The organism is Pantoea sp. Tr-811 (assembly GCF_011752535.1).
Taxonomy (GTDB): domain Bacteria; phylum Pseudomonadota; class Gammaproteobacteria; order Pseudomonadales; family Pseudomonadaceae; genus Aquipseudomonas.
Map to the genome: position 1 here is coordinate 306,577 of NZ_VWXJ01000004.1, position 26,432 is coordinate 333,008.

Below are 26,432 nucleotides of genomic sequence, written 5' to 3' on the forward strand. Positions count from 1 at the left end.
AGCGGCTGCTGGGGTGTTGGACAATAGGCTGTTCGAAAAAAAGAACGAATGGTTGAACACCCTGTCTGGAAATGCCGCTTTAGGGTAGACGATCAAGGGTAAGGAAATGTGAAGGGCGAAGGGTCGCCGAGGCATCGTTGTTGCCTGGAAGATCGAGCGCCGCCCACGCGGCGCATCGCAGGCAAGCCTGCTCCTACAGGCGTGCGCCAAGGGGCCGCGCGCGCAGGTAACATGAACACTGGCCCGAAACAGATGTAGGAGCAGGCTTGCCTGCGATGCGCCGCGCGGGCGGCGCTCGATTGACGCGCGAACACAAAATTTATGTCAGGCGACCAAAATCAAAACGCCTTGGCCAGGTCGATTACCAGGGCCCTGTAGCCAACAGAACCCGGCTGCCGGCTATGCACCTTGAGCTCCACCAACACCTCCTGGGTCCCCCGCCGCACCTCATTGAGCACGGTGGTAGTGAGCTTTTCCGGTGTGAGGAAATTCACCGAAGCGGAATAAATGAACTGGGTATCGGTTTCCGGCCGATAAGCCACCACCGAGGTCACCGGGCTGTACCACTCGTCGCCGCGCTCCTTGCCGTACGCCCACACCTGCTCGACGGTGCCCTTGGCCTCGTCGACCTTGTACTCCACCGCCCGGCTGTAGTTGCCGCTAAGCTTGGTCGGGGCAAAGTCGCGCCCCCAGCCGTTATCGAACACGGTCAGCGTGCCTTTGCCGGTCAGCCAGGCGGTGTGCTGGGTCCACGACCAGTCGAAGCCTTCGCTGGCCACCGGCTTGAGCACTTTTTCCTGCAGGTGCTGCGGCCAGCCCTGGGGCGAGGCGAGAATCCATTTCACCTGCTTGTCACGGCCAATCTTCACCACGCCCTGATGGCGCGCTGAAACGATAATGCTGTCGTCATCGGTATCGTAGTCGATGGCGTTGACGTGGGCCCAGTTGCGCCCGGTACCCACGCCCGGCGTGTCGCCGAACGGCAGGTCGCCCTCGGCCAGTTCGTTGGCCAGCCGGTCATCCTGCTTGGTCACGCCCTCGGGCAGCTGGATTGCCGCCTTGCCCAGGGTTTCCAGCAGGTCGCCGCGGTAAGGGTCGAGGATCTGGTTCAGGTCCCAGAAGTCCAGCACGTCCCCAGCTTCACTGACCTCGATGATGTGGTCGCGAATCGAGCGCACGCGCTTGCCGTCCGGGCGGCGGTAGTCGCTGGTACCGACCCGCAGCAGGTAGGTGCCGTTGGCCGTTTCGCGGATTTCATGGGAGAAGTCGGCGAACTTGTCCGGCAGGCTGCGCTGCCAGATGCGCCGGCCCAGCAAGTCGTACTTGGAATAGGTCTGGCCCTGGCCCCAGATCAGCTTGCCGTCGCGGGTCTGCTGGAAGCCCATGGTGCCGCCCAGGCCGTCGCGGCGGTTGGAATCGTGGATCTGCTCGATGTCCAGGTACCAGCGCACGTCGCCGTTGCTGTCGGCAATCCAATTGGTGCCCACCTGGTCCCACTCGGCGGCGCCGCCCAGGGCATTCCACTTGAAGGCGCGGCCACCGGGAATGTCGCCCTGCAGGTGGTTGAACAGGTACAGGCGCTGCTCGAAGCCTGGCGCCACCTTGACCGGCTCCACCTGTGGCAGTGCAGCGGTTTGCCGGGCCACCACCGGCAGGCGCACGGCTGGCGCGTAGATCTGGTACTGCTCGCGCACCCGCTCGCCATCAAGCTTGTAGGTCACTTCCACCTGGTTGACGTGGTCCGGGTACAGGCCGAACACCGGGATGCCGCCGTAGGTCCACAGCGAGCGGTCGGACACTTCATAAACGATGTCTACCCCGCGCTCGCCCTTGCCGCGCACGCGCACATGGGCGGCGCTGAGGCTGCGCCCGCCGTCGCGGATGATCGCGGTCAGCGGCGCCAGGCGATACGGGTTGACCACCACGTCGCCGAGCAGTGCTTCATCGCGCGCTGGCACCTTGGCCGTCAGGCAGGCGCCTTCGGGCAGTGCGGGGGTTTCGGTCTTGGCATTCATGGCAAAGCTCCTTTTTACTCAGAAGTCGTAACGGGCGGTGGCGCCCACGGTGCGCGGGGTGCCGAGCACGCCGGCATAACCGCCGTTGGCGGAATTCCACAGGCTGGTGAAATAGGTTTTGTCGCCGGCGTTCTTCACCCACAGCGACAGGTCGACCACGCCGTCACCCTGGTCCAGGCGCACACCGGCAGAGAGGTTGATCAGCGCGTAGCTGGGGATTTGGCCGTAGTCGGAGTCGTCGATGGTGCCCACCGCCTTCGAGCGGAAGGCGTAGCTGGCGGTCACGTAGGGCTCGACGTGCTGGGTGGCCTGCCACTTGTATTCACCATTGAGGTTGGCGATGTACTTGGAGGCGCCGACCACCGAGTGCCCGGACAGGTCGCAGGTGGCGGCGGCATTGGCCAGGCTGACTTCCGCCGGGCATGGCGCGTCGTCGTACTTGAGGTAGCGCACGTCGTTCCACGAACCGTTGAAGTTCAGGGTCAGGCCACGAATCGGCAGCGCCGTGGCTTCGAACTCAAGGCCGCGCGAGCGCACGCTGCCGGCGTTGGCCAGGTACTGCACACGGTTGACCTGGTCGTAGACGTTGGCCTGGTAGCCATGCACTTCGGCCCAGAACAGGTTGGTGTTCAACTGCAGGCGGTTGTCGAACAGCGTGCTCTTGAGGCCCACTTCAGCGTTGTTGACCCGCTCGGTGCCGACCAGCAGCGAGTCGGTGCCCAGCCGAGGCGCAGCACCCACGGTGAGGTTCACGCCGCCAGACTTCTCGCCGTGGGTGAGGGTTGCGTAGCCCAGCAACTGGTCGTTGAAGCGGTAGCTCACGCCCAACAGGCCAGAGGGGCTGAAGCTGTACTGGTTGAGGTCGCCCGAGTCGTAGGCCCCTACCCTGGCCTGGCGCGCCGTGGCGGCGGCACCGGTTACCGCTGCGCCACCTGTGGGTGCATCACGGGTGACCCAGGCGCTTTTCTCTTCATAGGTGCCACGAATGCCAGCGGTGAAGTCCAGGCGGTCGGTGGCGTGCCAGGTGCCCTGGGCGAACAGCGCGTAGCTGTTGGTATCGATATGGCCGTTGCCGATGGTATCCACATTGGCCAGGGCGCCGGCCGGGGTGATGTTCCAGATGTCGGCCTGGGGGCCGTAATAGGTGAACGACTTGTTGTCCAGGTCCTGCTTGAAGTAGTACGCGCCCAGCACGTAGTCGAACGCACCGCCGGTGGGCGAGGCCAGGCGCAGTTCCTGGGAATACTGCTTGTCACGCACCGACACCCCGGCGCTGTAGAACACCGGCACGTTGAGGCCATCGTCGTTGCGCGGGGTGAAGTCCCACCAGCGGTAGGCGGTGATCGACGTCAGGGTGAAGTCGTTGGGCAGGGTCCAGTTGGCCTCCACCGAGGTGCCGCCCTGGAACACCGTCACCTGCTGGTCGGCGTCGAAGTTGACCTTGCGGTCCTTGCCCGACACCAGCGTGGCGCCGGCCTGGGCTGCCAGGCTTTCATAGCGGTTGACGCCATTGATGGTGGGCCCTGTGCTGTACAGGCTGAGGATGCCGTTGTTGGAGTCTTCCTCGTTGTATTCACCGATCCAGCGCAGGTTGAAGGTATCGCTCGGCTGGAACAGCAGCTGGGTGCGAAACCCCTGGCGCTTGCCGCCGTTAAGGTCGTCGCCGTTGTGGATGTTCTTCACATAGCCGTCGTCTTCGCTGCGGTAGGCACTGATGCGCCCGGCCAGGGTTTCGCTGATCGGCCCGGAGAAACTGCCCTGGGTCTGCAGGTAGCCATCTTCGCCAATCGACTGCTGAATGCTGCCTTCGCGCTGGAAGGTGGGTTTGCGTGTGGTGATGTTCAGCACGCCAGCGGTGGTGTTCTTGCCGAACAGCGTGCCCTGCGGGCCGCGCAGCACTTCCAGCTGCTCGACATCGAGCAGGTCGAACACCGCCATGCCGGGGCGGCCGAGGTAAACGTTGTCCAGGTAGATGCCAACGCTGCCTTCCAGGCCATCGCTGGCCGGATTGTTGCCCAGGCCGCGAATCGAAATGCTCGACTGGCGCGCATGCACATAGGCCACGTTGGTGCTGGGCACCAGCTGTTGCAGGTCCTGCACACGGTAGATGCGTTGGGTTTCCAGGGTTTGGCTGCCAAGCACGCTGATGGGGGTGGGCACGCTCTGCGCGGTTTCTTCGCGGCGGCGGGCGTTGACCGTGACGGTGCCAAGCTTGGCTTCCTGCTCCACGGCCAAGCTGGCAGCGACGGGTTCTTCGGCAAAGCTGCTGTTGGCGGCCGCCAGCAACACGCCAGCGGCCAGGGGTTGCAGGGGGAAACGCGACGCGCGCGCAGGCCAACGGGAAAGTCCGAACATGCAGATGCTCCTTGAGGCATGGGCCCTGGGCGAGCATTTCCGTTGGCGGAACCGAATCGCGGTCAGTTGGGCTTATATTCTTTTAAGAGATATAAATATTTGCATTTCATATTTTGTGGAATAAGTAACACCCTTTATAAGGGGGCTAACCCTGTTCATCAATTGCATTCCACCGAAAGTTTCCATGTAGAAAATGCATATCGATCTCCGCCAGCTCCGCCACTTCATCGCCCTTGTCGAGCACCGCAGTTTCGTCGCGGCGGCGGCCGCGGTGAACCTGTCGCAATCGGCCTTTAGCCGCAGCATCCAGACCCTGGAGCACAACGTCGGCTGCCGCCTGGTGGACCGCGCCAGCAAGGAGCTTTCGCCCACCCGCCAGGGCTTGCTGGTGCTGGAGCATTCGCGCCGGCTGGTGCATGGCGCGCATAACCTGGTGAACGAGATTCACCAGTTCAACGGCGCCACCACTGGCGTGGTGCGCTTCGGTTCCGGTCCGGCACCGGCCGGCGGCCTGGTGCCGCGGGCGGTGGCGCGCTTCGTGGCGGAATTTCCGGCGGCGCGCACCTGTTTCCAGGTGGACAACTGGCAGGCGCTGAACCGCAAGCTGATCGCCGAGGAAATCGAGTTCTTCGTCGCCGACACCCGCCAGTTCGAATCCGACCCGGACTACCGGGTGCACAAGCTGGCGCCGCAGCGCTGGCATTTCTGCTGCCGCGCGGGGCACCCGTTGACCGAGCTGGCCGAGGTGCGCGCACGGGATGTGTTCGACTACCCACTGGCGACCACCATGCGCCCGCCGAACATCCGCAAGATTCTCAGCGACCTCAGCGGCCGGCAGGACTTTCTGCCGACGGTGGAGTGCGAGCATGGGTATGCGCTGCTGAACGTGGTGATGCATTCGGACACCATCGGCATTGCCTGCAATGCGAACTTGCGGCCTTACCAGATGGAGCGGGGGCTGGTGGCATTGAAGCTGGTGGACCTGCTGCCGGAACAGGAAGAAGCGTTCTATACCCGCTATGGAGTGGTGAGCCGGGTGGGGTATGGCTTGTCGCCGCTGGCGCAGGGCTTGGTCAGGCAGTTGATTGCCTGTGATACCGACGTTTGAGCGCCTTCGGCGCATCGCGAGCTCCTACCAGTCCTGCGCAACCCGGTAGGAGCGAGCACAGCTCGCGATGCACCGAAGGTGCCCCCATATCACCCCTTGCGAGTGGTGCGGCTCAACTGCCCATCGACACCCACCGGTACTTCACCTGCCAAGGTCACGCGCCGCACGATCCGCGGCTGGGTGCCGTAGTCATCCACCGCGTAATGCTGGGTCGCCCGGTTATCCCAAATCGCCACGTCACCCGCCTGCCAGCGCCAGCGCACAGTGTTCTCCAGGCGTGTCACATGCCCTTGCAGCACCGCGAACAGGTGCTGCGAATCGGCCAGCGAATACCCCTTGATGCGCTTGACGAAATGCCCCAGTTGCAGCGCACGCTCACCACTGACCGGGTGCACCCGCACCACCGGGTGCTCGGTTTCGTACACGGTCGAGGTAAACACCTTGCGGTAACGCTCAAGCTTCGCCGGGTCCACGTCAGGCTTGAGGCTCGCGTAGTCGTACTCGTTGCTGTGCACCGCCCACAGCTTGTCGGCCAGCTCACGCAGCGGCTCGGGCAGTTCCTGGTAGGCCGCCGCCGTGTTGGCCCACACGGTATCGCCACCGGATGCCGGGGCCACCACGCTGCGCAGGATCGACGCCTTGGGGTAGGCATCGACGAAGGTCACGTCGGTGTGCCAGGAGTTGGCCCGCTGGCCTTCGGCGCCGTCCAGCTGCAACAGGTAACTGGTGCCGTCCACCACCGGCACGGTGGGGTGCGCGACCGGCTCGCCCAGCAGCTTGGCAAAGCCCTCCTGGCTCTGGTCGTCCAGGTGCACCTGGTTGCGGAAGAAAATCACCTTGTGCTGCACCAGGGCGGCCTGGATGGCCTCGACGGTGGCGGCATCAAGGTCGGCAGACAGCTTCACCCCACGGATTTCGGCGCCGATACGGCCGGCAACCGGGTGGATGTCGAGTTCGAGAGTACGTGGCGCGGTGGCCAGTGCGGCATTGCTCATGGTCGTGGTCCTTACGGTGAGGGTCGGGGGTTCAGCGGGCGGCCTGCACGGCCTGTTCCTGTTTCAGCGCGGCATCGAGAAAGCGCGGCTCGATCCAGTCGGCAACCTGGAAGCTGCGACGAATCAGGCGTTCGCGGGCGGCCAGGTCGACGCCTTGTTGCAACTGGGCGACGAAGTCGGCGTCCAGGCGTGGGTCGAAGTAGTGGGCCAGGTCTTCGTTGGCCAGGTCGTCACTGAGAATGCTGCGGGGCCAGCTGGCGTTGCTTGCCACCAGGTCCACGTAGGCATCGCGGTTGTGTTCGTCGCGCAGCCAGGCGGTGGCCTGCTCCTGGGCATTGACCAGGCGCTGCACCAGCTCGGGGTACTTGCGAATGAAGTCGCCGGTGCCCAGCAGTACCGCCTGGGTGCTGCCGGCGCCCTGCAACTCGCGGGAATTCACTGGCAGCTCGACCAGCCCACGCTCACGCAGCGACAGCAGGTTGGAAAGGCCCCAGGTGGCGTCGATCTGCTTGGCCGCCAAGGCCGCGTTGGCGGCGTTGAAGTCCAGGTTGATCACTTTCAGGTCGCGCTCGGACAGGCCCTGGCTGGCCAGGGCGCTGGCGAACGACAGCTGGTTGGCGGTGCCGCGGAACACCGCCACGCGCTTGCCCTTGAGGTCGTGCAGGGTCTTGATGCCAGAGCCGGGCACCACGCCCAGGTAGCTTTTCACCCCACGCACGCCTGCTGACAGCACGCGGGTATCCAGGCCATTAGCCTTGCCGACGATGGCGGCCAGGTCACCCAGGTAGGCGAAGTCGGCCTGGCCGTTGGCCAGCGCTTCGTTGACCACCGGGCCTGCGCCCTTGAAGAAATGCCAGTCGATGCGGATGCCGTCCTTGGCGAATTCCTTCTCCAGCAACTGTTGGTCGCGCAGCACGTCGACCACGCCAGCGGCGCTGGGCTTGCTGCCGGCACTGAGGTCGGGCACGGCAATGCGAATGCTCTGCGGCTTGGCCGGCTCGGCGGCGTGGGCACCGAGGGTGAAGGCCAGCCCAAGGGCGGTGATCAGGTGGCGCAGCGGGGTTTTCATGACAAGGCTCCTTGGCAGGCTGCCACCGGCGATGGCCGGCGCTTTGGCCAGAAGCTAGGCAGTAATGGTTAGAAGCTACAAAGATCAAAACCTAATTTTTTAGTAACTGGAAGGCATAAATCAGTCGGCATGCGGCTTGCCGGGGGGCTTGCGGGGAACGCATGGAAAATATGAGGAAAACGCAATGCGAAGGGGCTTCCGTATGCAGGGGCTGCATGCTCTTATCTCTTGAATGCCACTTGGTGGATTTTTTAATTCCATAAGTGAATAACATTGGAATGGTTTGAGGGGTGGCCGGTGAATGGAGTTCTGAGCAGAGGTTGGAGTTGGATTCGGGGGCCGCTGCGCGCCCCAATCGCGACGCAAGGCCGCTCCCACTGGCCTTGGCTGGTACCGGTGGGGGTGGCGCTGCTGTGGGTTGTGGCGAGCCGGCTGCACTGGATGAGCGAGCAGATCCTGCCGGCGCCTTCGCTGGTGTGGCAAAGCGCACTGGAGTTTGGCTCTGGTGAGCTGTGGGGGCACCTGTGGATAAGCTTGCAGCGGCTGTTCTGGGGGCTGCTGGCAGGGGTGGCCAGCGGCTTGCTGCTGGGCACCTGGCTGGGCAGCTCGCGCAACGCGCAAACGCTGGTACTGCCCACCTTCGTGGCCCTGGCGCAGATCCCAACCCTGGCCTGGATTCCGCTGTTCATGCTGTTCTTCGGCATTGGTGAACTGCTCAAGCTGGTGGTGCTGGTGAAAGCGGTGGTCGTGCCGGTAACCCTGCACACCCTGGTGGGGGTGCGGGACGCCCAGCCGAAACTGCGCGAAGCCGCCGCCGCGCTGCGCCTGCCCCGCCACCTGCTGTTCCTGCGCCTGCTGCTGCCGGCCGCCCTGCCCGCTTTCCTCACCGGCGTGCGCCTGGCCCTGGCCACCGGCTGGACGTCACTGCTGGCCGTGGAACTGCTGGCTTCCAGCGAGGGCATCGGCTACCTGATGGTATGGGGCCGGCAACTGTTCATGCTCGACCTGGTGCTGCTGTGCATCCTGGTGATCGGCCTGGTGGGCGCGCTACTCGAACGTGGTTTCTCAGCCGTGGAAAAACGCCTGCTGTACTGGCCGCAACCGGCCACCGGCGAACAGCAGCGCGGGCCCCTGCCACGCAGCTGGCAAAGCCTGTTGCTGCCAGCGGCGCTGGTGGCGCTGTGGCAGGCGAGCAACAGCTTTGGCTGGGTCGACCCGAATATCCTCAGCTCGCCGCTGGACGTATTGCGCACCCTGTTCAGCGGCCTGGCTGATGGCTCGCTGCCCCAAGCCATGCTGCTGAGCCTGCAACGCACCCTGGCCGGCCTGGCCCTGGGCGGCGGCGCCGGCTTGCTGGCCGGGCTGCTGTTGGGCCTTTCGCACAAGGCCGAGCGCCTGTTCGGGCCAAGCCTGTCGGCCCTGCGCCAGGTTGCCCTGTTCGCCTGGGTGCCGTTGCTTACCGCCTGGTTCGGCCTGGGCGAAGGCGCCAAGCACGTGTTCGTCGCTTTGGCGGCGTTCTTCCCGCTGCTGATCGCCACCCAGCGCAGCATTGCCGGCCTGTCGCCGCAACTGGCCGAAGCGGCCCGCACCCTGCGCCTGAACCTCTGGCAACGCCTGCGCCTGCTGGTGCTGCCGGGCGCAGCGCCAGCGATATTCGCCGGCCTGCGCCTGTCGCTGATCTATGCCTGGCTGGGCACCATCGGCGCCGAATACTTCATGCCCTCGGACGGCGGCATCGCCAGCCTGATGATCGGCGCCCAGCAGCTGTTTCGCATGGACCAGGTGATGGCCGCCATGCTCCTGATCGGCCTGGTCGGGGCCCTGCTCGGCACCGTGGGCCAACGCCTCGAATCGCGCGCCACGCGCTGGAGAACCGCATGAATGCCTTCAATACCTCGCACCTGCTCGCGGCCAACCAGGCCGACACCACCCCTGCCCTGGTGACCTTCGAAGGGGTCGGCAAGGTGTTCAGCGTCGATGGCCAGCCGCTGGAGGCCATCCGCAACTTCAACCTGTCGATCAACGAAGGCGAGTTCATCGCCATCGTCGGCGCCTCGGGGTGTGGCAAGTCCACCCTGCTGCGCCTGCTGGTGGGGCTGGACACCGACTACAGCGGCAGCATCCGTGTCGACGGCCAGGCGGTCAGTGGCATTGGCGGTGAACGCGGCATCGTGTTCCAGGAGCACCGGCTGTTTCCCTGGCTGACGGTGGAGCAGAACATTGCCCTGGGCCTGGTCAATGAACACCTGACCCAGGGCGAACGCGCCCGCCGCGTGCATGAGTTCGTGCAACTGGTGGGGCTGGTGGGGTTCGAGTCGGCCTACCCGCACCAACTGTCTGGCGGCATGGCCCAGCGTGTGGCGATTGCCCGTGGGCTGGTGGCCAGCCCCCGCATTCTGTTGCTCGACGAACCCTTCGGCGCGCTGGATGCGCTAACCCGCCAGCAACTGCAGGACGAGCTGCTGGCCATTCGCGAGCGGGCGGGCATTACCACGTTGCTGGTGACCCACGATGCCGAGGAAGCGACGTACCTGGCAGACCGGGTGGTGGTGCTGGAGCCGCGCCCGGGGCGGATCAAGTCGGTGGTGGAAATCGACCTGCCGCACCCGCGCCTGCGTACCGGGGTGGCCTTGCATGGGCTGCGCGAGAAGGTGCTGCATCAGATTACCGGCGATGGCGGTTACCTGCCGCCACCGGCGCGGCGGGTCGAGGGCTTGAGGCCAGAGTTGATTGCCCTGTAGGAGCGGGCTTGACCCGCGAAACAGGCGACGCGGAGGATGGCACCGGCTGCGCCGGTGTTCGCGGGGCAAGCCCGCTCCTACAACGCCCCCCGGCGAGCCTGGAGGAGCGGGCTTGCCCTGCGCAGGCGGCGGTATCGGCTGGCATGGAAAAACAGCCACATATCAAGGCGATGGACGCCACCAACTGAGATCGGTATGATGCCACCGCGTTGCACTCGTAGCTCAGCTGGATAGAGTACTGCCCTCCGAAGGCAGGGGTCGTGGGTTCGAATCCCGCCGAGTGCGCCATACCTCCAAAGCCCGCCTTGTGCGGGCTTTGTCGTTTTGGTCATTTGTGCGACATGTCGCGTTCGGCACCCTCCCGTGCCAGGGCCAATGGTGTTAGCGTGAACCCTTCATTTGCCTGCGAAGGAACGCGCCACGCCATGCCATTGCACAAACTCACCGCCGCCACGCTTCTGCTGGCCAGCATCGGCCTGTTCACCCAGCCCGCCCAGGCCAACCTCACCCCACAGCAGTCGGCGGCCATCGTCAAAGCCTTCGACGGCAGCGACCCGGCCGATTTCAAGCAGTTTCTCGGCAAGCTCAAAGCCAGCGAGCAAGCCAAGGCCGACAACCTCGGCGCCACCCTGGACGCCTACCTCGCCGGCAGGGCGCTGAGCCCCGAGCAGCAGAACGAGGTCTACCGCCTGCTGGGCCTGTACACCCGCATCAAGTACGCCAAGGCCGCCACCGACAACCTGCGCGAGCTGGTAGCCATTCCGACCTTCGCCGTCGACGGCGTGCCGCAGCACGAAAACCCCGAATTCCTCAAGATCGCCGGCAAGATCAAGGCCCTGGCCGACAGCTTTGGCCTGGCGTTTCGCAACATCGACAACCGCGTGTACGAGATCTCCCTCGGTGAAGGCAAGGAAGTGGTCGGCATCCATGCCCACGCCGACGTGGTGCCGGTGAACCCCGCCAACTGGAAACTGGCCGATGGCACCCAACTCGACCCGTTCAAGGTCACCCTGGTGGGAGACCGCATGTACGGCCGCGGAACCGAAGACGACAAGAACGGCATCATCGTGGCGCTGTATGCACTGAAAGTGGCCAAGGACGAAAACCTGCCGCTGGCCCGGCAGTTCAAGTTGCTGATCGACACCACCGAGGAAACCAGCGGCGACGCCATCCCGTATTACTTCGAACGCAACCCTACCCCCGACTACAACCTCGCCCTGGACGGCGGCTACCCGGTGGTGATCGCCGAAAAAGGCTACGGCACGGTGATGGCCAGCTTCAGCAAGCGCCCGGCCAGCGGCAAAGGCGCTGAAATCGTCAACCTCACGGGCGGGCTTGCCACCAACCAGATCCCCACCACCTCGGTGGCGACCTTGCTGGCCGACGACCCAGCGGCATTGGCCAAGCGCCTGGAAGCGGCCGGCGCCGACTACGTCAAGCGCAACGGCAACGACTTCCGCATCGATGCCAAGGTGCAGGGCAAGCAGGTACTGCTGACCGTAACCGGCATATCGGCCCACTCTTCCGAGCCGCAGTCGGGCGTCAACCCGGTGGCGCGCATGCTCGGTTTCCTCGACGGCCTGGGCCCGCAGGTGCCGCTCAAGCGCAACCAGTTCACCGACGCCGCCCGCTATGCCAGCGCAAACTGGGGGCTGGATTACCTGGGCAAGCAACTGGGCATCGGTTTCCAAGACAGCTTCATGGGCCCGTTGACCACCTCGCTGACGTTCGTGGGCGTGGATGACAAAGGCCTGAAACTGGCGGTCAACCTGCGCATTCCCAAGGGCAAGCCGCTCGCCACGCTCAAGGACCAGCTGGCCGAAAAACTCGGCAACTGGGCCCGCCAGAGCCACACGTCGGTAGCGTTCGACTACAGTCTGGACGAACCGATGTACCGCAACCCCGAGGGCGAGTGGGTCAAGGCCCTGCTCGACGTGGCGAGCGAGAACCTGGGCATGAAGCACGAATTCGGCACATCGGCCGGCGCCACCTCGGTGCACGACCTGCCCAACGGCGTGCAGTTCGGCCTGGCCATGCCGGACGTGAAATACACCGGGCACAACGACAACGAGTTCAAGACCGTGGAGCAGTTCATGCTCGACTTGCAGGTGGTGAGCGAGATGGTGGCGCGGATTGGGCAGATGCCCAAGCTTTGAGCGCTTGCAGCAGCCGAAGCATTCGAACTACCATTGAGCCTGACTACGGCGACAGCAGAAAATTTGTCGGCGGTGCTGCGAAGGCTTCAGGCGACTGAGGTCATATGAAGGGAAATTGCAGGCAGAATGGATTGTTCCACTTCAGTGTGGGAGATTCGCCTCAAGGCCGTCCTTCCGCGTAGTCAGCTTATATTCCTGATCTTGGCCTCGGTTGCGTGGTATGCGGTGACCGGGGCCAAGTACTTTCGGCCTCCGTCTACCCGCACCTTGAGCACGGCGACCGCAAAGAAATGCGCCTTGCCGACACGGACTTTGTATCTCGTATTGAAGACGATCGCCTGGCCATGTTTCGGCCTGTTCAACCCAACCTGACTATGGGGTGAATAGGCGGCAAGCAGGATGTCCATTACCTCTTCAACGGTACAGTGGTCCTTCGCCATCCGTGACTGCAAAGGGTGAGCTACAGCCTCAAGATCAATCAGAACACCTTTCTGATTGGGCACGTCCCAGCCTTTCTCCCGGCAAATCCTTCTGATGCGATCATATTGCTTTGGCGTGAGCAGATAGCTGAATGCGGGTATGTGATTTTCATAGGATGCATGTCCATCAGCTACACGGCGGGTGAGCGCAATTTCTGCCAAGGCCGCAAATGCTTCTGCCAGAGCTCGCTGGCCCTGAACGTTCGACCTCTCCACCATTCTTTCCATTCCACCCTAGGCACGTTTCAACCGCAAAGAGGCCCGCGCATGTGTTGAAGGCACAGGAGTACGCAAGCCTGTAGTGCAGTGAAATTAAGCCTTTGATTGGAATGGGTAAATTTTCAGTCCGACGCATTCACCGGGCGTAGTTCGTAGGTATTTTCTGATAATTCAGAAATCCAAATTTCTCCAGCCCCTCCCTGACCTTGACCGAAGCGCGGCTCACGCAATCATCACGCTCACATGACGTTTTTCAATCGAGTCGATGCCGTTTCCTGCATTGCCGTGCAGGCCTGCGTGCCGGATGCTTTATTTACGTTAAGCGTTCGTCTTTTCCACCCGCAGAGGCTCGTATGAAGACCGTCGAACAAATCCTCAAGACCAAGTCCCAGCACCAGACCGTGTACACCATCGGCCCGGATGACTCGGTGCTCGACGCCCTGAAAGTGCTGGCGGAAAAAAACGTGGGTGCGTTGCCGGTGGTCCAGGGCAACCAGGTGGTGGGCATCGTCAGTGAGCGCGACTATGCGCGCAAGCTGGTACTCAAGGGCCGCTCTTCGGCGGCAACGCCGGTGCGCGAGATCATGAGCGCGCCGGTGGTGACGGTGGAGCCGAAGCAGAAGCTCGATTTCTGCATGAACCTGATGACCGACCGCCACCTGCGCCACCTGCCGGTGGTCGACAACGGCCAGCTGCTCGGCCTGCTGTCGATCGGCGACCTGGTCAAGGAAACCATCGCCGAACAGGCCAGCCTGATCCAGCAGATGGAGCAGTACATCCGCGGCGAATGACCGCGCCTCAGTGGTAGGCGCGCTCCAGCTCGTCCAGCTGATGGTCGAAGCTGCGCAGGCGCGCCGACCAGGTGTACACCAGCACTTCCAGGTCACGGTTGAGCACGGCGGTATTGCCCTGGCCGCTGCTCGACGGCTCGCACAGGTCCAACTGATAACGCTCGCGGGCCATTGCCGTGGCCACGCTGGAGAGGTCGCGGGCGTTGGCCAGCCAGTGGTGATGGTGGTCGTGGATCTCCCGGTCCAGTGCCCGGCACTGGTGCTTGAGCGCATCCAGGCTTTGCTCCAGCGGGGTGCCCTTGAGTTCGCCCATCACCTCTTCGAAGGTACGCCCGGAGTGCCAGTAGCTGCCCCAGAAGTAGCGGTCGAACACCGTTTCGACGCGGCGCAGCGCAACCTTGGTGTTCCAGATGGTGAGCAACGTTCGCCCCTGGATCACCTCGCGCTTGTTCAAGTGCAACTGCTGCCAGGCGATCCAGGTCAGCCCCAGCAACGCGACCGCCGCGGTCACCGCGGCAGCGGCGTAGAGGAACTGCACCGCCTGGTTCATCTGCTGGGTGTGGCGGATGCCGTAGAAGTAACCGGCCGTCAGGATGCCCAGGACTGTCACGGAGCACCAGAAACCTGGTGCGTAGGGATCTTTCATCACGCTATCCCCTTATTGTTTTCCTGAGCATAGCAACGGCCAATCACTCGTCAGGTGCCGCTGGGCACTTTATTTTCGGGGGCGGCGCAAGGCCTCGTTGAGTTGATCGAAAGGCACCGCCCAATCGGCATCTTCAATGATGCTTTCCTTGAGAAAGGCGCGCTGGGGCTCGCTCCAGAACGGCGCATCCACCAGCTTGATCTCATTCTTGAGCGGCGAGTGGCTGGCAATGAACTGGTCGATGCTCACGGCATCGTCGGGCAAGCCCAGTTGCTTGAACAGTTCGGCAAAGGGATGGATCGGCGCTTCCATGTTTCCTCCTGTGTGCCGGGCAGGCCATCGACGATGCCCGCCCGGCGTTGGTTGGAGCACATCAGCACAGCTCGCGCACTTCGGCGTGCGGCACCAGCTTGAGATATTGCTCCATGCTCATGTGAATCAGGTGATCGTGGTCACCTGCCTCCAGGTAGACATCGCCCTGGCGGGTAAGACTCGAATCGAGCAGCATCCTGATCTGGTAGGCATCACCCATTGCCGGAATGGCCCCACGCTCGCAATCGCCGAACAGCATCGGCAAGGCGCTTTCGCGGGTGAGCTGCCAGGCGCCGGACATGCGCACCTTGCTCATGTCCATGTGGCGGTTGGCCGGTAGCACGGCCATCAGGTAATTGCCGTGACGGTCGTCGAGCATGACCGACTTGGCAACCCGCTCGGCAGGTACACCGGCCGTGCGCGCCGACTCAAGGCTGGTGGCCGAGTGTGGGTGGGGAATGATGTCGTAGTCGCAGTTGGCCTGGTCCAGGCGCCGCTGCAGGGTTTTGGCCATACGCATGTTGCACCTCCGCTATTGCCCCCCAACACCCTATTTTAGGCCTTGGGCGGCTGGGCATGGCCAAACTTCGATGGCAGGGCCTCTTGAGGTGACGACAGGTGAACTGGGGGAACGGGGTTTGGGCCTTCGCCGGGCAAGTGTGCTTGCACCTGCCCAGCGAACGGCCTGGCGGCAGGCTGTCAGATCGGCGCCCGGCGCAGGGTGGCAAGGAAGGTGGCGGCGCCGATGAACAACCCGGCGAATGTGCGGTTCAGGCGTTTCTGCTGCTTGGGCGTGCGCAGCAGGCGCAGCACCCGCGACGCAAGGCCGGTATAGCCTGCCATCACCACCATGTCGACGCTGATCATGGTCACGGTAATGGCAATGTACTGCGGCAGCAGGGGTGCGTGCGGGTTGAGGAACTGTGGCAGTACCGCGAGCATGAACACCAGCGCCTTGGGGTTGCTGACGTTGACCAGGAAGCCACGGAACACCAGGCTCAGCGGCTTGCCGATCGGGCGCACGCCAGACTCGTCGGCCATTTCCATCGGCAGCGCACGCCATTGCTTGTAGGCCAGGTAGACGAGATAAGCGACGCCGAACCACTTGATGACCTGGAAGGCGGTGGCGGACGCCGCCAGAATGGCGCCGACGCCGGCAGCAATAATGGCGATCTGCACGATCAGGCCTAGTTGCAGGCCCAGGGCATTCCAATAGCCACGCCAGAAACCGTACTGCAGCCCGCTGGACATCGAGGCAATCGCCCCGGCACCCGGCGACAGGCTGATTACCCAGCACGCGGCAAAGAACCCCAACCACACTTCCATCGACATCACACACCTCGCTCAACAATTGTTGCAAAACGTTAAGCTAAGGGGTTGGCGAAAAAATAACCAGCGAATTTTTGCCAGTACCGGCCTCTTCGCGGGGCAAGCCCGCTCCTACAGGGATTGCGCCGGCCTGGTAGGAGCGAGCGCAGCTCGCGATGGGGCGCGCAGCGGCCCCGGGTTTTCAGCCTCGCGGCACATGATGCCGGGGCTGCTTCGCAGCCTATCGCGAGCTGCGCTCGCTCCTACCAGGTTCAGCGTCGGCGGGTGTGAACCATCAAAGGCTCAGGACAACGCCTCAAGCTCAGCCTGCATGCTTTCCAGCGTTTCCAGGGCTTCCATCCAGCCCTCCTCCAGCTCCGCTTCGCGCTGCTTGAGCTTGGTCTGGCGCGCCAGCAGGTCACGCAGCTCATCCTTGCGCGCCGCCTCGTAGACGCCACTGTCACCCAGCGCCGCCTCCACCTCGGCCAGTTGCGCATGCACCTGGTTCAGCTCGGCTTCGAGCTTGTCCGCCGCCTTCTTGTGCGGCGCCAATTGCTGGCGCAAGGCCGCGGCCGCCTGGCGCTGGGCCTTCTTGTCGGTCTTGTCCGGGTTGGCCGGGGCGCTGCTGGCAGGCGCGCTGCGCTGGCGGTACTCGACCAGCCAGCGGCTGTAGTCGTCGAGGTCGCCATCGAAGGTTTCGACCTTGCCGTCAGCCACCAGCAGGAAATCGTCAGTGGTGCTCTTGAGCAGGTGACGGTCGTGGGAAACCACCACCACAGCCCCGGCGAACTCCTGCAGGGCCATGGTCAGCGCCAGGCGCATTTCCAGGTCCAGGTGGTTGGTCGGTTCGTCGAGCAGCAGCAGGTTCGGCCGTTCCCAGGCAATCAAGGCCAGGGCCAGGCGAGCCTTTTCACCGCCGGAGAAATTCACCACCGGCTCGTCGACACGGTCGCCGTGGAAGTCGAAACCGCCCAGGAAATCGCGCAGGGTCTGCTCGCGCTCGGCCGGGGCAATGCGCTGCAGGTGCAGCAGCGGGCTGGCCTTTTCGTCCAGCGAATCGAGCTGGTGCTGGGCGAAGTAGCCCACGGCCAGGTTCTCGCCGCGTACCAGGCGGCCCGACAGCGGCTCCAGCTCACCGGCCAGGTTCTTGATCAGGGTCGACTTGCCGGCACCGTTAGGGCCCAGCAGGCCAATGCGCGCACCGGGCACCAGCTGCAGCTTGACCTTGTCGAGGATGGCCTTGTCGCCATAGCCCAGGCGCCCTTCAGACAGGCTGAGCAACGGGCTGGAGATCTTCTGCGACTCGCGGAAAACGAAGTCGAACGGCGAATCCACGTGCGCCGCCGACAACTCTTCCATGCGTTCCAGGGCCTTGATCCGGCTCTGCGCCTGGCGGGCCTTGGTGGCCTGGGCCTTGAAGCGGGCGATGTACTTTTCCATGTGCGCGCGCTGCGCCTGCTGCTTCTCGTAGGCCTGCTGCTGCTGGGCCAGGCGTTCGGCACGGGTGCGCTCGAAGGCGGTGTAGCCGCCCTTGTACAGGTTGAGCTTGCGCTGCTCCACATGCAGCACGTGGTCGACCACGGCGTCGAGGAAGTCGCGGTCGTGGGAGATCAGCAACAGCGTGCCCGGGTAACCCTTGAGCCAGTCCTCCAGCCACAGGATCGCATCGAGGTCCAGGTGGTTGGTGGGTTCGTCGAGCAGCAGCAGGTCGGACGGGCACATCAGCGCCTGGGCCAGGTTCAGGCGCATGCGCCAGCCACCGGAGAAGTCGCCGACACGGCGGTCCATCTGCTCGTTGGTGAAGCCCAGGCCGGCCAGCAGCTTGCGCGCGCGGGCATCGGCGGTATAGCCGTCGGCGACTTCCAGCTCACTGTGCAGGCGGGCCAGGGCAGTGCCGTCGTGGGCCTGCTCGGCCACGGCGAGTTCGGCCTGGACCTTGCGCAGGCGGGCGTCGCCGTCGAGCACATAGTCCACTGCCAGGCGGTCGAGGGTGTCGACCTCCTGGCGCATGTGGGCGATGCGCCAGTCACCGGGCAGCTGGCAGTCGCCGGCATCGGGCGACAGCTCACCGCGCAGCAAGGCGAACAGGCTGGATTTTCCGGCGCCGTTGGCGCCGATCAGGCCGGCCTTGTGACCGGCGTGCAGGGTCATCTCGGCGCCTTCTAGCAAGCGCTGCGGACCACGCTGTAAAGTGAGGTTGGATAGTCTGATCATAGTGGTCGCGGAGTCTACCAGCTTCCTCGGCCCTCAGCGTGAGTGGAATCATGCACACCGACCTGTGGAATCACGCCCTGGCCTTGTATGCCCGCCCCGGCGTTGAAACGGCCTGCCTGCAGTTGCAAGCCCTGGGTGGCGATGTTTGCCTGCTGCTTTGCGCCACCTGGCTGCAGCGGCGTGCAGTCGCCTACAGCCGCGACCGCGCCCAGGCGCTGCAGGCACTGGCCGAAAGCTGGCAGAAGGAAGTGGTCATGCCGCTGCGTACGCTGCGCCAGCAATGGCGGGACGCCGCACAGCAGGATGCCCAGTTGGCCGTGCTACGCGAGCAATTGAAGGGCTTGGAGTTGCAGGCGGAAAAAACCTTGCTGCAACGGCTGGAGGCCTGTGCACAGCCATGGCCCAGCGGGGCGCACGGGCAGGAGGAAGATTGGCTGACCCGGCTGGCGCCGGACCAGGCCCGTGGCCACGACGCGCTGGAGCAATTGCGCGTCGCGGCCGCAGCGCGTCAGGATGCCGAAGACGGCGCCTGAGCTGGGCTGCTGGCGGGTGCCGAGGCTGCCGCAGGGGTGCTGGCAGAGGTGGTTGCAGCTGGCGTGGCCGGCTTGGACTCGGCCGGTTTGGCTGCTGGTTTGGCTGCTGCTGGTTTGGCTGGCGCCTTGGCTGCAGGCTTGGCAGCCGCTGGCTTCGCAGGGGCCTTGGCGGCAGCAGGTTTAGCCGCTGGCTTGGCGGCAGCGGGCTTGGCAGCGCTGGCTTTGGCCGGAGCCTTGGCAGCGGCTGGTTTGGCGGCGGCGGCGCGAGCCGGGGCCTTGGTAGCGGCTGGCTTGGCAGCAGCGCGAGCCGGGGCCTTGGCGGCGGCTGGCTTGGCAGCAGCAGCGCGAGCCGGGGCTTTGGCGGCGGCTGGCTTCGCAGCAGCAGCGCGAGCCGGGGCCTTGGCGGCAGCTGGTTTGGCAGCAGCAGCACGAGCCGGAGCCTTGGCGGCGGCTGGCTTGTTAGCAGCGGCGCGAGCCGGGGCCTTGGCGGCAGTGCTGCGGGCAGACGCTTTGGCAGTTGCCGGTTTGGCAGCCTTGGCAGCGACTGCGCGCTGGTCCAGCGCCTTGCCTGCAGCCTCGCGCACCTTGCCGACACCCTGGGCCAGTTTCAGGCTTTCCTGGGCATCACGCTTGAGTTGCTGGATATAGGTGCGGGTTTGCGTCTGGCGCTCTTTGAGCGAATCGAGCAAGCCCTCAAGTTCGCCAATGGCTTTTTGTGCCTTGCCTTGAGCCTTGGCTTTACCGGCCTTGGCCACGTCCTGCAACTTCAAACGACCGTTGTGCAGTTTTTCCTGGGCCTTGACCCGTTGCTTTTCCAACTTGGCCAGCAATTTTTCCGCATCAGCCAGCGCTTGCGAGCAGGCGTCTTCCAAGTGTTCGAGCAGGCTGCCCGAAAGTTGCTGGAGCAGGTGTAACGGCGTACTTACTGGCTTCTTTTTGGCCGACATGGTTTACCTCCTGGCTGACGAGATTGCGGCTAATACTATGCTTCTGCTGCTACCGCCGCTAGGGCATGTGACAGTTACGTTGGCGCCGCGTTGCATGCCTGGGCAAAGTTGTTATCTTGCAGCTGGGTGCAAGTGTAGTTGCTTAACAAATCGTTGCAGGTTTTTGACTGTGCTGCCTGGGTGGCACATCGCGAGCTACGCCCGCCTACATTATTTATTCGAGCGGTTGGTATTATCCTAGGCGCTCGCGATGCGCCGCATAAGCAGCGCCTGGTCCGACAGCCACCCATCACTCAAGACAAAGACCCGCCATGTCTCGCTATCTTGTGCTCAGCCTGTTCCTGATAACGCCCTTCGCCCTGGCCGCCACCGACACCGCCCCTGCCAGCGACCACGACCTGGCCTACAGCCTGGGTGCCAGCCTCGGTGAGCGGCTGCGCCAGGAAGTGCCCGGGCTGCAGCTCGATGCACTGGTCGAAGGCCTGCGCCAGGCTTACCTGGGCCAGCCGTCGCAACTCGACAAGGCGCGCATGCAAGCCATCCTGCAACAGCACGACGAACAGGCAAACCATGCCGCCGAACAGGCCGAAGTGGCCAAGCTGCAAGCAGTGGAAACCCGCTTCATGGCCAACGAACGGGCACGTGCGGGGGTTCATGAACTGCCGGAAGGGGTGCTGTACAGCGAGCTGAAAAGTGGCGATGGCGCGCAACCCAAGCCCGGTGGCAGGGTTCAGGTGCGCTATACCGGCAAGCTGCCGGACGGGTCGGTGTTCGACCAGAACCAGCAGCCGCAGTGGTTCAGCCTGGATTCGGTGATCGAAGGTTGGCAGGTGGCCTTGCCGCACATGAAGGCCGGCGCAACCTGGCGCCTGGTGATTCCATCGGCGCAGGCCTATGGGGCCGAGGGCGCCGGTGACCTGATCGCGCCCTACACGCCCCTGGTGTTCGAAATCGAGCTGCTGGCGGTCGGCGACTGACGCCGGCCTTCACGCCTGCACCGCGCCCTCTTCCTTGTGCGCGTTGTGCAGCACCTCGATCAGGCAGTCTTCAAGCTCGAAGCGCTCATGCAGCAGGCTGCCAAGCTTGCCGAGTTTTTCGGCGAAACGCTCGGTGTCCTTGCATTCGCCCTTTTCGCAGTGGTCGTTGAACGCCAGCGCGATCTGGGTGATGTCGTTGATGCGCGGGTTGATTTCCTCGGCCAGCTTCAGCGCTTTCTCGTCGCCAAAGGCCTTGGCCTCGGTAACCAGTTGCTCACTGACCTCGAAATGCCAGGCGGACACATAGTCGACCAGCACGGCGCAGAAGTCGCGGCTCTGGTGCTTGTCGGCAAAGGCCGGCCTGGCGTCGCGCAAGGTACGGAAAGCCTGAACCAGCTCCTCGCGTTCCTCGAGCCAACGGTCGATCAGCTTGTGAACCCCACCCCAGCGTTCCTGGGCGTTCTGACAACTATCGAGCATGGCGATCTCTTCCCTTCTGGGTAGATGCCGCTGCACCTCGCACCACGACCGCGTAGCACAAAGGTGACATCAGCAGGACGGCATCGAGCAGTTGTGTTTTCGGTATGCGTGCTGGGAGATTATTCCCGCACGTGCTGCCCTTCAAGGTACGCAGGCGACAAAGTTCATACAAGTGTTTAATGCCTGGGTACGGCACCACTGGTCGAGCGATTGCCCCTGCCTTGCCTTGGGTCAACCCTGGGCCAGGCTGCGGAAACGATACGCCAGCAGAGCGCTCAGGGGCATCGCCGCCAGCAGCAGGAATGCCAGCAGGCTCCACTCAGGCAAGGTCAGGTCGAGAAAGCTCCAGGCCAGCGAGCTGCAGTCCGGGCCGCCGAACAACAGTTCGTGGACGGCCTTGCGCCAGGGTTGCTCGAACACATGGGAAAACGGCAGTGAACACACGTGGCCGCCGGCCACGCCCTGCAGCCACACATGCCGCCCCGCCAACAGCGCCCCCAACCCTGCGCAAGCCAATGCCGCCCGTGCGTAACGCAACAGGCCACGCAGGCCTGGGGCATGCAGCAGCGCCGCCAGGCAGACCACGGCATACACCGCCAGCAGCGCCCGTTGGCTGAAGCACAGCGGGCAAGGCACGAGGCCCACCAGGTGCTCCAGATGGAAGGATGCCCACAGCACGGCACAGGCGCCCAGGCAGGCAGGAACAAAAAATGTGCGCAGACGGGCCGGCAGCATGGGTGTTGGGGTCCGGTAATCGAAAGTGGCCTGAAACGGTAGAGGAAAGGCTGGCTTTGTTTCAAGGCACTACGGTGGCGACACGTCGCTTGAGGGGTACGGAAGTTTCTACGCGACTTGTAGGAAATTTCTTTGCAGGTCGACTGCAACCGTGGGCCCGCGGCTCAGCGCGGGCCCACGGCAGGGTCAGGCGCGTACGCCTTCGGGCAGTGGCAAGGCCAGCAAGCGTTCATCCAACAGGCCAAGGCCTTCCTGGAACAGCTGGTTACTGCGCTCGGTTTCGCCCAACCCGGCAAGCAGACGCGCCAGTTCGGCACAGGCTTCCGGGTTGCGCTCCATGCGCAGGCTGCTTTCCAGGTAATCACGCGCCTTGCCCCACAGGCGATTCTGCAGGCTCAGGCGCCCCAGGGTCAGCAGCAGGCTTGGGTCTTGCGGGTGGGCCTTGAGCCAGCCCTCGGCGGTTTGCAGCTGACGCGCCGGGTCATCGCCACGCACCAGGCCATACAGGCGTGCCAGGTGGCTCTCGTACTCGCGCTTGAGGGCGGTGCGCAGCACCTGTTCGGCTTCGCCCTGTGCGCCCACCTGGCGTAGCTGCTCGGCATAGGCCAAGACCAGTTGCGGTTCCTGGCGCTGGGCGGCGGTCAACTGCTGCCAGGCACGCTCCAGGGCCTGGCGGGCGCTCTGGGCATCTTCGCCGCGGGTCGTCGCCAGGTTCAGGTTCTGGCCCCAGGCACGCTGTTCCAGCGCCGCAAGCTCGGTGGCCGGCAGCACCTTGTTCTTGCGCAGGTCCGGCAGCAGGCGGATCAACGCCGACCAGTCGCCCTGCTCCAGGTACAGGCGCTGGAGCAAGCGCAGCACCTGGTTGTTCTGCGGGTGACGCTCATGCATGACCAGCAGGGTTTCCAGGGCGCCCTCGGACTCGCCACGGTCCATCTGCAACTGCGCGTGGGTCAGGGCGATGGCAAGTTCAGCCTGGGGCTGGCGCTCCAGTGCACGCTCCAGCAGTTGGTCGCTGTCGTCCTTGCGGCCCTGCTCATTGGCTGCGCGGGCAGCACCGAGGTAATACAGCAGCGGCTGGCGTTCAGCCTCGGCGGCGCGATGCAGGTGACGCTGGGCGCTGGCCCAGCGGCCCTCGGCGAGGTCCAGCTGGCCCTGCTCGATGGCGATGCGCACGCGCCGGCTGCGGTTGCGCCGCGACCAAGGGTTGACCACGCCAGAGGACGTGAGCACCAGGCCAACCCCGTAGCGCAACAGCCACAGCACCACGACGATGCCCACCAACGCGGCCAGGGCGGCCCACAAGCCAGACTGGTAACGGAAGCCGCCGTAGGCGATCAGTACGTAGCCACTGTGCTTGGCCACCGCGATGCCCAATGCGGCGGCAATCACGATCGCCAGCACCGCCAGCAGGTAGACACGCTTCATGGCTTGCCCCCTTGTGCCTCGGCCGGCAGGTGGCGGCGCTGGATGTAGGCCTGCACGGCCGCCAGGCTTTCACCCAGGTCCGGGGTGACCACCGACACAGGCTCTTCGGCCAAGGCATTGAGGCTGTCGAGCATGGCCTTGCTCTGTGGGTTGTCGGCATTGAAGTTGGCCAGCAGCACGCTGCGCGCATCATCCAGGGCTTTGCTGTAGACCTTGCTTTCGCCATTGAGCGCAGCCCACTGGGCCTGCTCAAGGGTCAGGCTCAGGGCCAGGCGCAGCTGGTTCAGCTGCTGGCCGGCCAGCAGCGGGCGCACATTGTCATCGGCGTTGAAGTCGATCTGGAAATACTTGGAAATTTCCGCCCACCACTGCGACAGGCGACTGGCGCCGTCGCCATCGGCGGTCAGGGCACCGAGGGCATCGGCGTTGCTGGCGAACTCCGGCGACTGGGCGCTGAGCTGCTGCACCTGCTCGCGCTGGGCAGCCAGCTTGAGGAACAGGCCGGTGCGATCTGGCTGCTGGGTGCTGCTTAGAGTCGCCAGGCTGCGTGCCAGTTGCTCCCGGGCGGCGAAGGCGCCCGGGTCGCTCTGCTCGCGAAGGATCTCGTCGGCGCCTTCGACCAGGGCCTTGGCGCTGGTGATGTCCTGCAACGCCGACAGGCGCAGGGTGGCCAAGCGCAGCAGGTGCTCGGCCTCGGCCAGGCGCCATTCCTTGCGGCTTTCGCCAAGCACGGTTTCCAGGCGCTGGCTGAGGCGTTGCTGGTCGCCTTGCAGTTGCGCCACCAAGCGGCGGCGGTCTTCCAGTTCACTGGCCGCCGGCAGGCTGGCCAGTTGTGCGCTGGTTTGCTGTTCGCGCTGCTGCAAGGCGGCGGCGCGCTGGTTCAGCGCTTCCAGCTGCTGGCCCTGGCTCAGCTCGCTGCCTTGCAGGTGGCGTACCTGCCAGACACCCCAACCGCCAACCGCCACCCCGGCGGCGCCAACCAGCAGCGCCAGCAGGGCCAGGCCACTGCCAGCGCGCTTCGCGGGCTTTTCGGGGGCGGGTTCGACCGGCTGCTGCGCCGACGGCTGATCATTGTTGGACAAGACAGTTTCGCTCACGTATCCATCCTTTGCATGGGGGCGCCTCGCTCAGAGCTTAGCGCCTTAAGAGGCAGGTGCAGCGCTGCGCTGCACGGCTGCCAGCAAGGCCGTGGCACTGGCGCCACGGCAATCCACAACCTGTTGGGCCCCGGCGGCCCTGGCCAGTTCGGCAACCCGCGGGCTGGGCACGAACAAGGGCAGGCGCGCGACTTGCGGCCAATCGGCGGCGGCCATCAATTGCAGGTGTTCAAGACCCTGCCCACTGCTGACAACCAGCCCGTTGAGGCGTTCCGCTTCGATGCGGCGCACCAGGGTGCCCGCCGGGTATGCCGGCAGGCAGCGACGATACAGTTCCAGATATTCGACCCTAGCACCTTGCTCTGCAAGACGCTCTGCCAGCAGTTCGCGACCTCCCACGCCACGGGCAATCACCACATGGGCGGCGGGCGCCGCGATAGCCTCGCGCAGGCGCGGCAGCGCGAGCAACGCCTCGCTGTCGTCACCGCCCGTGGGAAAGCTCACTTGCAAGCCTGCGGCCTGCAGCACCGCCGCCGTCGCTTCACCCACGGTGAACCAGCCTGTGGCGGGCGCTTGCAGCCCTGCCGTGGCCAGGTTTTCAAGGAGCAAGCGGGCTGCTGGCTTACTGACCACGATGATCGCCTGGCACTGCGCCAGGCCGGCCAACTGCTGCCGGCCCTGCAGCGCCACCGGCTCGATGGCCAGCAGCGGCAGGCAACTGCTCGCCACACCGGCAGCTGCCAGGCTCTGCGCCAGTGCTGCGCAGTCCTCGACGGGCCGGGTCAGCAGCAGGCGCCAGGCGCTCACGGGTGCCCGGCCTCGCCGTACACTTCCTTGAGGATGGCTTCGGCGCCCTGGCCCAGCAGGGCTTCGGCCACTTGCTCGCCAAGGGCCTGCGCCGCTGCGCGCGGTGCGCGGGCATCGGCCACCAGCAAGGTGCCGCCGCTGGGCTGGCCAACCAGGCCGCGCAGCCACAGCTGCTCGCCTTCAAGCACGGCGTAGCAGGCAATCGGAACCTGGCAGCCGCCATTCAGGCGTTTGTTCAAGGCCCGCTCGGCCACCACCCGGTCGGCGGTATCGGCATGGTGCAGGGGCGCCAGCAGGGCGTGGATTTCGCTGTCAGCGCTGCGGCATTCGATGCCCACGGCGCCCTGGCCGCCCGCTGGCAGGCTGTCTTCGACGCTGATCGAGTCGGTGATGCGGTCTTCGAAGCCGAGGCGAATCAGGCCCGCTGCGGCAAGGATGATCGCGTCGTACTCGCCGGCATCGAGCTTGGCCAGGCGGGTGTTGACGTTACCCCGCAGGAACTGGATTTTCAGGTCGGGCCGGCGCGCCAGCAACTGGGCCTGGCGGCGCAGGCTGGACGTGCCGACCACGCTGCCGGCCGGCAGTGCGGCGAGGCTGGCGTAGGTGTTGGAGACAAAGGCATCACGCGGGTCTTCACGCTCGCAGATGCAGAACAGGCCCAGGCCCTCGGGGAAATCCATGGGCACATCTTTCATCGAATGCACGGCGATGTCGGCTTCGTTGTCCAGCAGCGCGGTTTCCAGTTCCTTGACGAACAGCCCCTTGCCGCCGATTTTCGCCAGCGGTGCATCGAGCAGCTTGTCGCCACGGCTGACCATGGGCACCAGGGTCACCAACAGCCCCGGATGCGCCTGTTCAAGGCGGGCTTTGACGTAGTCGGCCTGCCACAGGGCCAAGGCACTTTTACGGGTGGCAATGCGGATTTCGCGAGTGGACATGAAACGCCCCGATGCAGAGAAATGCCGCCGATGATAACAGCATCAACGGCATCGCTTGCAGATACGGATCAACAGACCCGGCGCG

The 26,432-nt window shown here is 64.6% G+C and carries 24 protein-coding genes and 1 tRNA gene; 8 read left to right on the forward strand and 17 right to left on the reverse strand.

Translation table 11 applies throughout. From position 1 onward, the window contains the following. Positions 1-338: 338 nt before the first annotated feature. Entirely contained in the window at positions 339-2,015 is a 1,677-nt protein-coding gene (locus F3J44_RS08430; protein WP_167271690.1) for an aryl-sulfate sulfotransferase, read from the reverse strand. Positions 2,016-2,033: 18 nt separating this feature from the next. Further along, positions 2,034-4,370, reverse strand: a complete 2,337-nt coding sequence (locus tag F3J44_RS08435; protein ID WP_167271692.1) for a TonB-dependent receptor — start codon at positions 4,368-4,370, stop codon at positions 2,034-2,036. 193 nt (positions 4,371-4,563) lie between these two features. On the opposite strand from F3J44_RS08435, the gene F3J44_RS08440 reads away from it, so the two are divergent. Beyond that, positions 4,564-5,478, forward strand: coding sequence for a LysR family transcriptional regulator (locus tag F3J44_RS08440; protein WP_167062829.1), 915 nt, complete (start codon positions 4,564-4,566; stop codon positions 5,476-5,478). Between the two features lie 89 nt (positions 5,479-5,567). Here the strand turns inward: F3J44_RS08440 and F3J44_RS08445 are convergent, their stop codons facing one another. After that, positions 5,568-6,473: a TauD/TfdA family dioxygenase gene (locus F3J44_RS08445; RefSeq protein ID WP_167062832.1), complete on the reverse strand. Its 906-nt coding sequence runs from the start codon at positions 6,471-6,473 to the stop codon at positions 5,568-5,570. A 31-nt stretch (positions 6,474-6,504) separates the two neighbouring features. Beyond that, entirely contained in the window at positions 6,505-7,542 is a 1,038-nt protein-coding gene (locus F3J44_RS08450) for an ABC transporter substrate-binding protein (protein WP_167271694.1), read from the reverse strand. Positions 7,543-7,983: 441 nt separating this feature from the next. Between F3J44_RS08450 and F3J44_RS08455 the strand changes: the two genes are divergently transcribed. The 4 genes from F3J44_RS08455 (at position 7,984) to F3J44_RS08470 (ending at position 12,439) form a co-directional block, all read left to right on the forward strand. Further along, positions 7,984-9,423, forward strand: a complete 1,440-nt coding sequence (locus F3J44_RS08455) for an ABC transporter permease (RefSeq protein ID WP_167271697.1) — start codon at positions 7,984-7,986, stop codon at positions 9,421-9,423. Further along, positions 9,420-10,283: an ABC transporter ATP-binding protein gene (locus tag F3J44_RS08460; protein ID WP_167062838.1), complete on the forward strand. Its 864-nt coding sequence runs from the start codon at positions 9,420-9,422 to the stop codon at positions 10,281-10,283. The genes F3J44_RS08455 and F3J44_RS08460 overlap by 4 nt, the downstream gene beginning before the upstream one ends. A 211-nt stretch (positions 10,284-10,494) precedes the next feature. Next, a tRNA-Arg gene (locus F3J44_RS08465) sits at positions 10,495-10,571 on the forward strand. A 137-nt stretch (positions 10,572-10,708) separates the two neighbouring features. Then, entirely contained in the window at positions 10,709-12,439 is a 1,731-nt protein-coding gene (locus tag F3J44_RS08470; protein ID WP_167271699.1) for a dipeptidase, read from the forward strand. A gap of 182 nt (positions 12,440-12,621) precedes the next feature. Here the strand turns inward: F3J44_RS08470 and F3J44_RS08475 are convergent, their stop codons facing one another. Further along, positions 12,622-13,146 (reverse strand): hypothetical protein, encoded by a 525-nt coding sequence (locus F3J44_RS08475; protein ID WP_167271701.1) that lies wholly within the window; start codon positions 13,144-13,146, stop codon positions 12,622-12,624. 344 nt (positions 13,147-13,490) lie between these two features. On the opposite strand from F3J44_RS08475, the gene F3J44_RS08480 reads away from it, so the two are divergent. Beyond that, entirely contained in the window at positions 13,491-13,928 is a 438-nt protein-coding gene (locus tag F3J44_RS08480; RefSeq protein ID WP_167062844.1) for a CBS domain-containing protein, read from the forward strand. 7 nt (positions 13,929-13,935) lie between these two features. Here F3J44_RS08480 and F3J44_RS08485 read toward each other — a convergent pair whose 3' ends face one another. From F3J44_RS08485 to F3J44_RS08505, 5 genes are all read right to left on the reverse strand, one after another. Continuing rightward, entirely contained in the window at positions 13,936-14,574 is a 639-nt protein-coding gene (locus tag F3J44_RS08485) for an NADH:ubiquinone oxidoreductase subunit N (protein ID WP_167271703.1), read from the reverse strand. Between the two features lie 69 nt (positions 14,575-14,643). Next, positions 14,644-14,886 (reverse strand): DUF2789 domain-containing protein, encoded by a 243-nt coding sequence (locus tag F3J44_RS08490; protein WP_167271705.1) that lies wholly within the window; start codon positions 14,884-14,886, stop codon positions 14,644-14,646. A 61-nt stretch (positions 14,887-14,947) separates the two neighbouring features. Beyond that, complete coding sequence (locus F3J44_RS08495) at positions 14,948-15,406, reverse strand: aminoacyl-tRNA deacylase (protein ID WP_167062853.1); 459 nt, start codon at positions 15,404-15,406, stop codon at positions 14,948-14,950. A 179-nt stretch (positions 15,407-15,585) separates the two neighbouring features. Further along, on the reverse strand, positions 15,586-16,218 hold the full coding sequence (locus F3J44_RS08500) for a LysE family transporter (protein ID WP_167062856.1): 633 nt from the start codon (positions 16,216-16,218) through the stop codon (positions 15,586-15,588). Positions 16,219-16,497: 279 nt separating this feature from the next. Then, positions 16,498-18,408, reverse strand: a complete 1,911-nt coding sequence (locus F3J44_RS08505) for an ATP-binding cassette domain-containing protein (RefSeq protein WP_167271707.1) — start codon at positions 18,406-18,408, stop codon at positions 16,498-16,500. A gap of 50 nt (positions 18,409-18,458) precedes the next feature. Here F3J44_RS08505 and F3J44_RS08510 point away from each other — a divergent pair, with 50 nt between their 5' ends. Then, positions 18,459-18,941: a TIGR02444 family protein gene (locus tag F3J44_RS08510; RefSeq protein ID WP_167271710.1), complete on the forward strand. Its 483-nt coding sequence runs from the start codon at positions 18,459-18,461 to the stop codon at positions 18,939-18,941. Here the strand turns inward: F3J44_RS08510 and F3J44_RS08515 are convergent. After that, positions 18,917-19,888, reverse strand: coding sequence for an AlgP family protein (locus F3J44_RS08515; protein WP_167271712.1), 972 nt, complete (start codon positions 19,886-19,888; stop codon positions 18,917-18,919). The two genes, F3J44_RS08510 and F3J44_RS08515, sit on opposite strands and share 25 nt — an antisense overlap. Before the next feature lie 311 nt (positions 19,889-20,199). Here F3J44_RS08515 and F3J44_RS08520 point away from each other — a divergent pair, with 311 nt between their 5' ends. Continuing rightward, entirely contained in the window at positions 20,200-20,865 is a 666-nt protein-coding gene (locus F3J44_RS08520) for an FKBP-type peptidyl-prolyl cis-trans isomerase (RefSeq protein ID WP_167271714.1), read from the forward strand. A gap of 9 nt (positions 20,866-20,874) precedes the next feature. Here F3J44_RS08520 and rsd read toward each other — a convergent pair whose 3' ends face one another. The 6 genes from rsd to hemC form a co-directional block, all read right to left on the reverse strand. Next, positions 20,875-21,345 carry a sigma D regulator gene (gene rsd, locus F3J44_RS08525; protein ID WP_167062867.1) on the reverse strand — a complete coding sequence of 157 codons (471 nt, stop codon included), beginning with the start codon at positions 21,343-21,345 and terminating at the stop codon, positions 20,875-20,877. Between the two features lie 231 nt (positions 21,346-21,576). Continuing rightward, positions 21,577-22,080 carry a disulfide bond formation protein B gene (locus F3J44_RS08530; RefSeq protein ID WP_167062870.1) on the reverse strand — a complete coding sequence of 168 codons (504 nt, stop codon included), beginning with the start codon at positions 22,078-22,080 and terminating at the stop codon, positions 21,577-21,579. A 186-nt stretch (positions 22,081-22,266) separates the two neighbouring features. Further along, complete coding sequence (locus F3J44_RS08535; protein WP_167062872.1) at positions 22,267-23,505, reverse strand: heme biosynthesis protein HemY; 1,239 nt, start codon at positions 23,503-23,505, stop codon at positions 22,267-22,269. Further along, entirely contained in the window at positions 23,502-24,602 is a 1,101-nt protein-coding gene (locus F3J44_RS29810; RefSeq protein WP_205299762.1) for a uroporphyrinogen-III C-methyltransferase, read from the reverse strand. The genes F3J44_RS08535 and F3J44_RS29810 overlap by 4 nt, the downstream gene beginning before the upstream one ends. Before the next feature lie 45 nt (positions 24,603-24,647). Continuing rightward, the gene (locus tag F3J44_RS29575) at positions 24,648-25,409 is read right to left on the reverse strand and encodes a uroporphyrinogen-III synthase (RefSeq protein ID WP_205299763.1); all 762 of its coding nucleotides are present in this window, start codon (positions 25,407-25,409) and stop codon (positions 24,648-24,650) included. Then, positions 25,406-26,347, reverse strand: a complete 942-nt coding sequence (gene hemC, locus F3J44_RS08545; RefSeq protein ID WP_167062874.1) for a hydroxymethylbilane synthase — start codon at positions 26,345-26,347, stop codon at positions 25,406-25,408. Before hemC ends, F3J44_RS29575 begins: the two co-directional genes overlap by 4 nt. Between the last annotated feature and the right edge of the window lie 85 nt (positions 26,348-26,432).

Bases quoted from the DNA above. Each gene is read 5' to 3' on its own strand.
- F3J44_RS08430 (WP_167271690.1), bottom strand. From the start codon at position 2,015: ATGAATGCCAAGACCGAAACCCCCGCACTGCCCGAAGGCGCCTGCCTG.
- F3J44_RS08435 (WP_167271692.1), bottom strand. From the start codon at position 4,370: ATGTTCGGACTTTCCCGTTGGCCTGCGCGCGCGTCGCGTTTCCCCCTG.
- F3J44_RS08440 (WP_167062829.1), top strand. From the start codon at position 4,564: ATGCATATCGATCTCCGCCAGCTCCGCCACTTCATCGCCCTTGTCGAG.
- F3J44_RS08445 (WP_167062832.1), bottom strand. From the start codon at position 6,473: ATGAGCAATGCCGCACTGGCCACCGCGCCACGTACTCTCGAACTCGAC.
- F3J44_RS08450 (WP_167271694.1), bottom strand. From the start codon at position 7,542: ATGAAAACCCCGCTGCGCCACCTGATCACCGCCCTTGGGCTGGCCTTC.
- F3J44_RS08455 (WP_167271697.1), top strand. From the start codon at position 7,984: ATGAGCGAGCAGATCCTGCCGGCGCCTTCGCTGGTGTGGCAAAGCGCA.
- F3J44_RS08460 (WP_167062838.1), top strand. From the start codon at position 9,420: ATGAATGCCTTCAATACCTCGCACCTGCTCGCGGCCAACCAGGCCGAC.
- F3J44_RS08470 (WP_167271699.1), top strand. From the start codon at position 10,709: ATGCCATTGCACAAACTCACCGCCGCCACGCTTCTGCTGGCCAGCATC.
- F3J44_RS08475 (WP_167271701.1), bottom strand. From the start codon at position 13,146: ATGGAAAGAATGGTGGAGAGGTCGAACGTTCAGGGCCAGCGAGCTCTG.
- F3J44_RS08480 (WP_167062844.1), top strand. From the start codon at position 13,491: ATGAAGACCGTCGAACAAATCCTCAAGACCAAGTCCCAGCACCAGACC.
- F3J44_RS08485 (WP_167271703.1), bottom strand. From the start codon at position 14,574: ATGAAAGATCCCTACGCACCAGGTTTCTGGTGCTCCGTGACAGTCCTG.
- F3J44_RS08490 (WP_167271705.1), bottom strand. From the start codon at position 14,886: ATGGAAGCGCCGATCCATCCCTTTGCCGAACTGTTCAAGCAACTGGGC.
- F3J44_RS08495 (WP_167062853.1), bottom strand. From the start codon at position 15,406: ATGCGTATGGCCAAAACCCTGCAGCGGCGCCTGGACCAGGCCAACTGC.
- F3J44_RS08500 (WP_167062856.1), bottom strand. From the start codon at position 16,218: ATGTCGATGGAAGTGTGGTTGGGGTTCTTTGCCGCGTGCTGGGTAATC.
- F3J44_RS08505 (WP_167271707.1), bottom strand. From the start codon at position 18,408: ATGATCAGACTATCCAACCTCACTTTACAGCGTGGTCCGCAGCGCTTG.
- F3J44_RS08510 (WP_167271710.1), top strand. From the start codon at position 18,459: ATGCACACCGACCTGTGGAATCACGCCCTGGCCTTGTATGCCCGCCCC.
- F3J44_RS08515 (WP_167271712.1), bottom strand. From the start codon at position 19,888: ATGTCGGCCAAAAAGAAGCCAGTAAGTACGCCGTTACACCTGCTCCAG.
- F3J44_RS08520 (WP_167271714.1), top strand. From the start codon at position 20,200: ATGTCTCGCTATCTTGTGCTCAGCCTGTTCCTGATAACGCCCTTCGCC.
- rsd (WP_167062867.1), bottom strand. From the start codon at position 21,345: ATGCTCGATAGTTGTCAGAACGCCCAGGAACGCTGGGGTGGGGTTCAC.
- F3J44_RS08530 (WP_167062870.1), bottom strand. From the start codon at position 22,080: ATGCTGCCGGCCCGTCTGCGCACATTTTTTGTTCCTGCCTGCCTGGGC.
- F3J44_RS08535 (WP_167062872.1), bottom strand. From the start codon at position 23,505: ATGAAGCGTGTCTACCTGCTGGCGGTGCTGGCGATCGTGATTGCCGCC.
- hemC (WP_167062874.1), bottom strand. From the start codon at position 26,347: ATGTCCACTCGCGAAATCCGCATTGCCACCCGTAAAAGTGCCTTGGCC.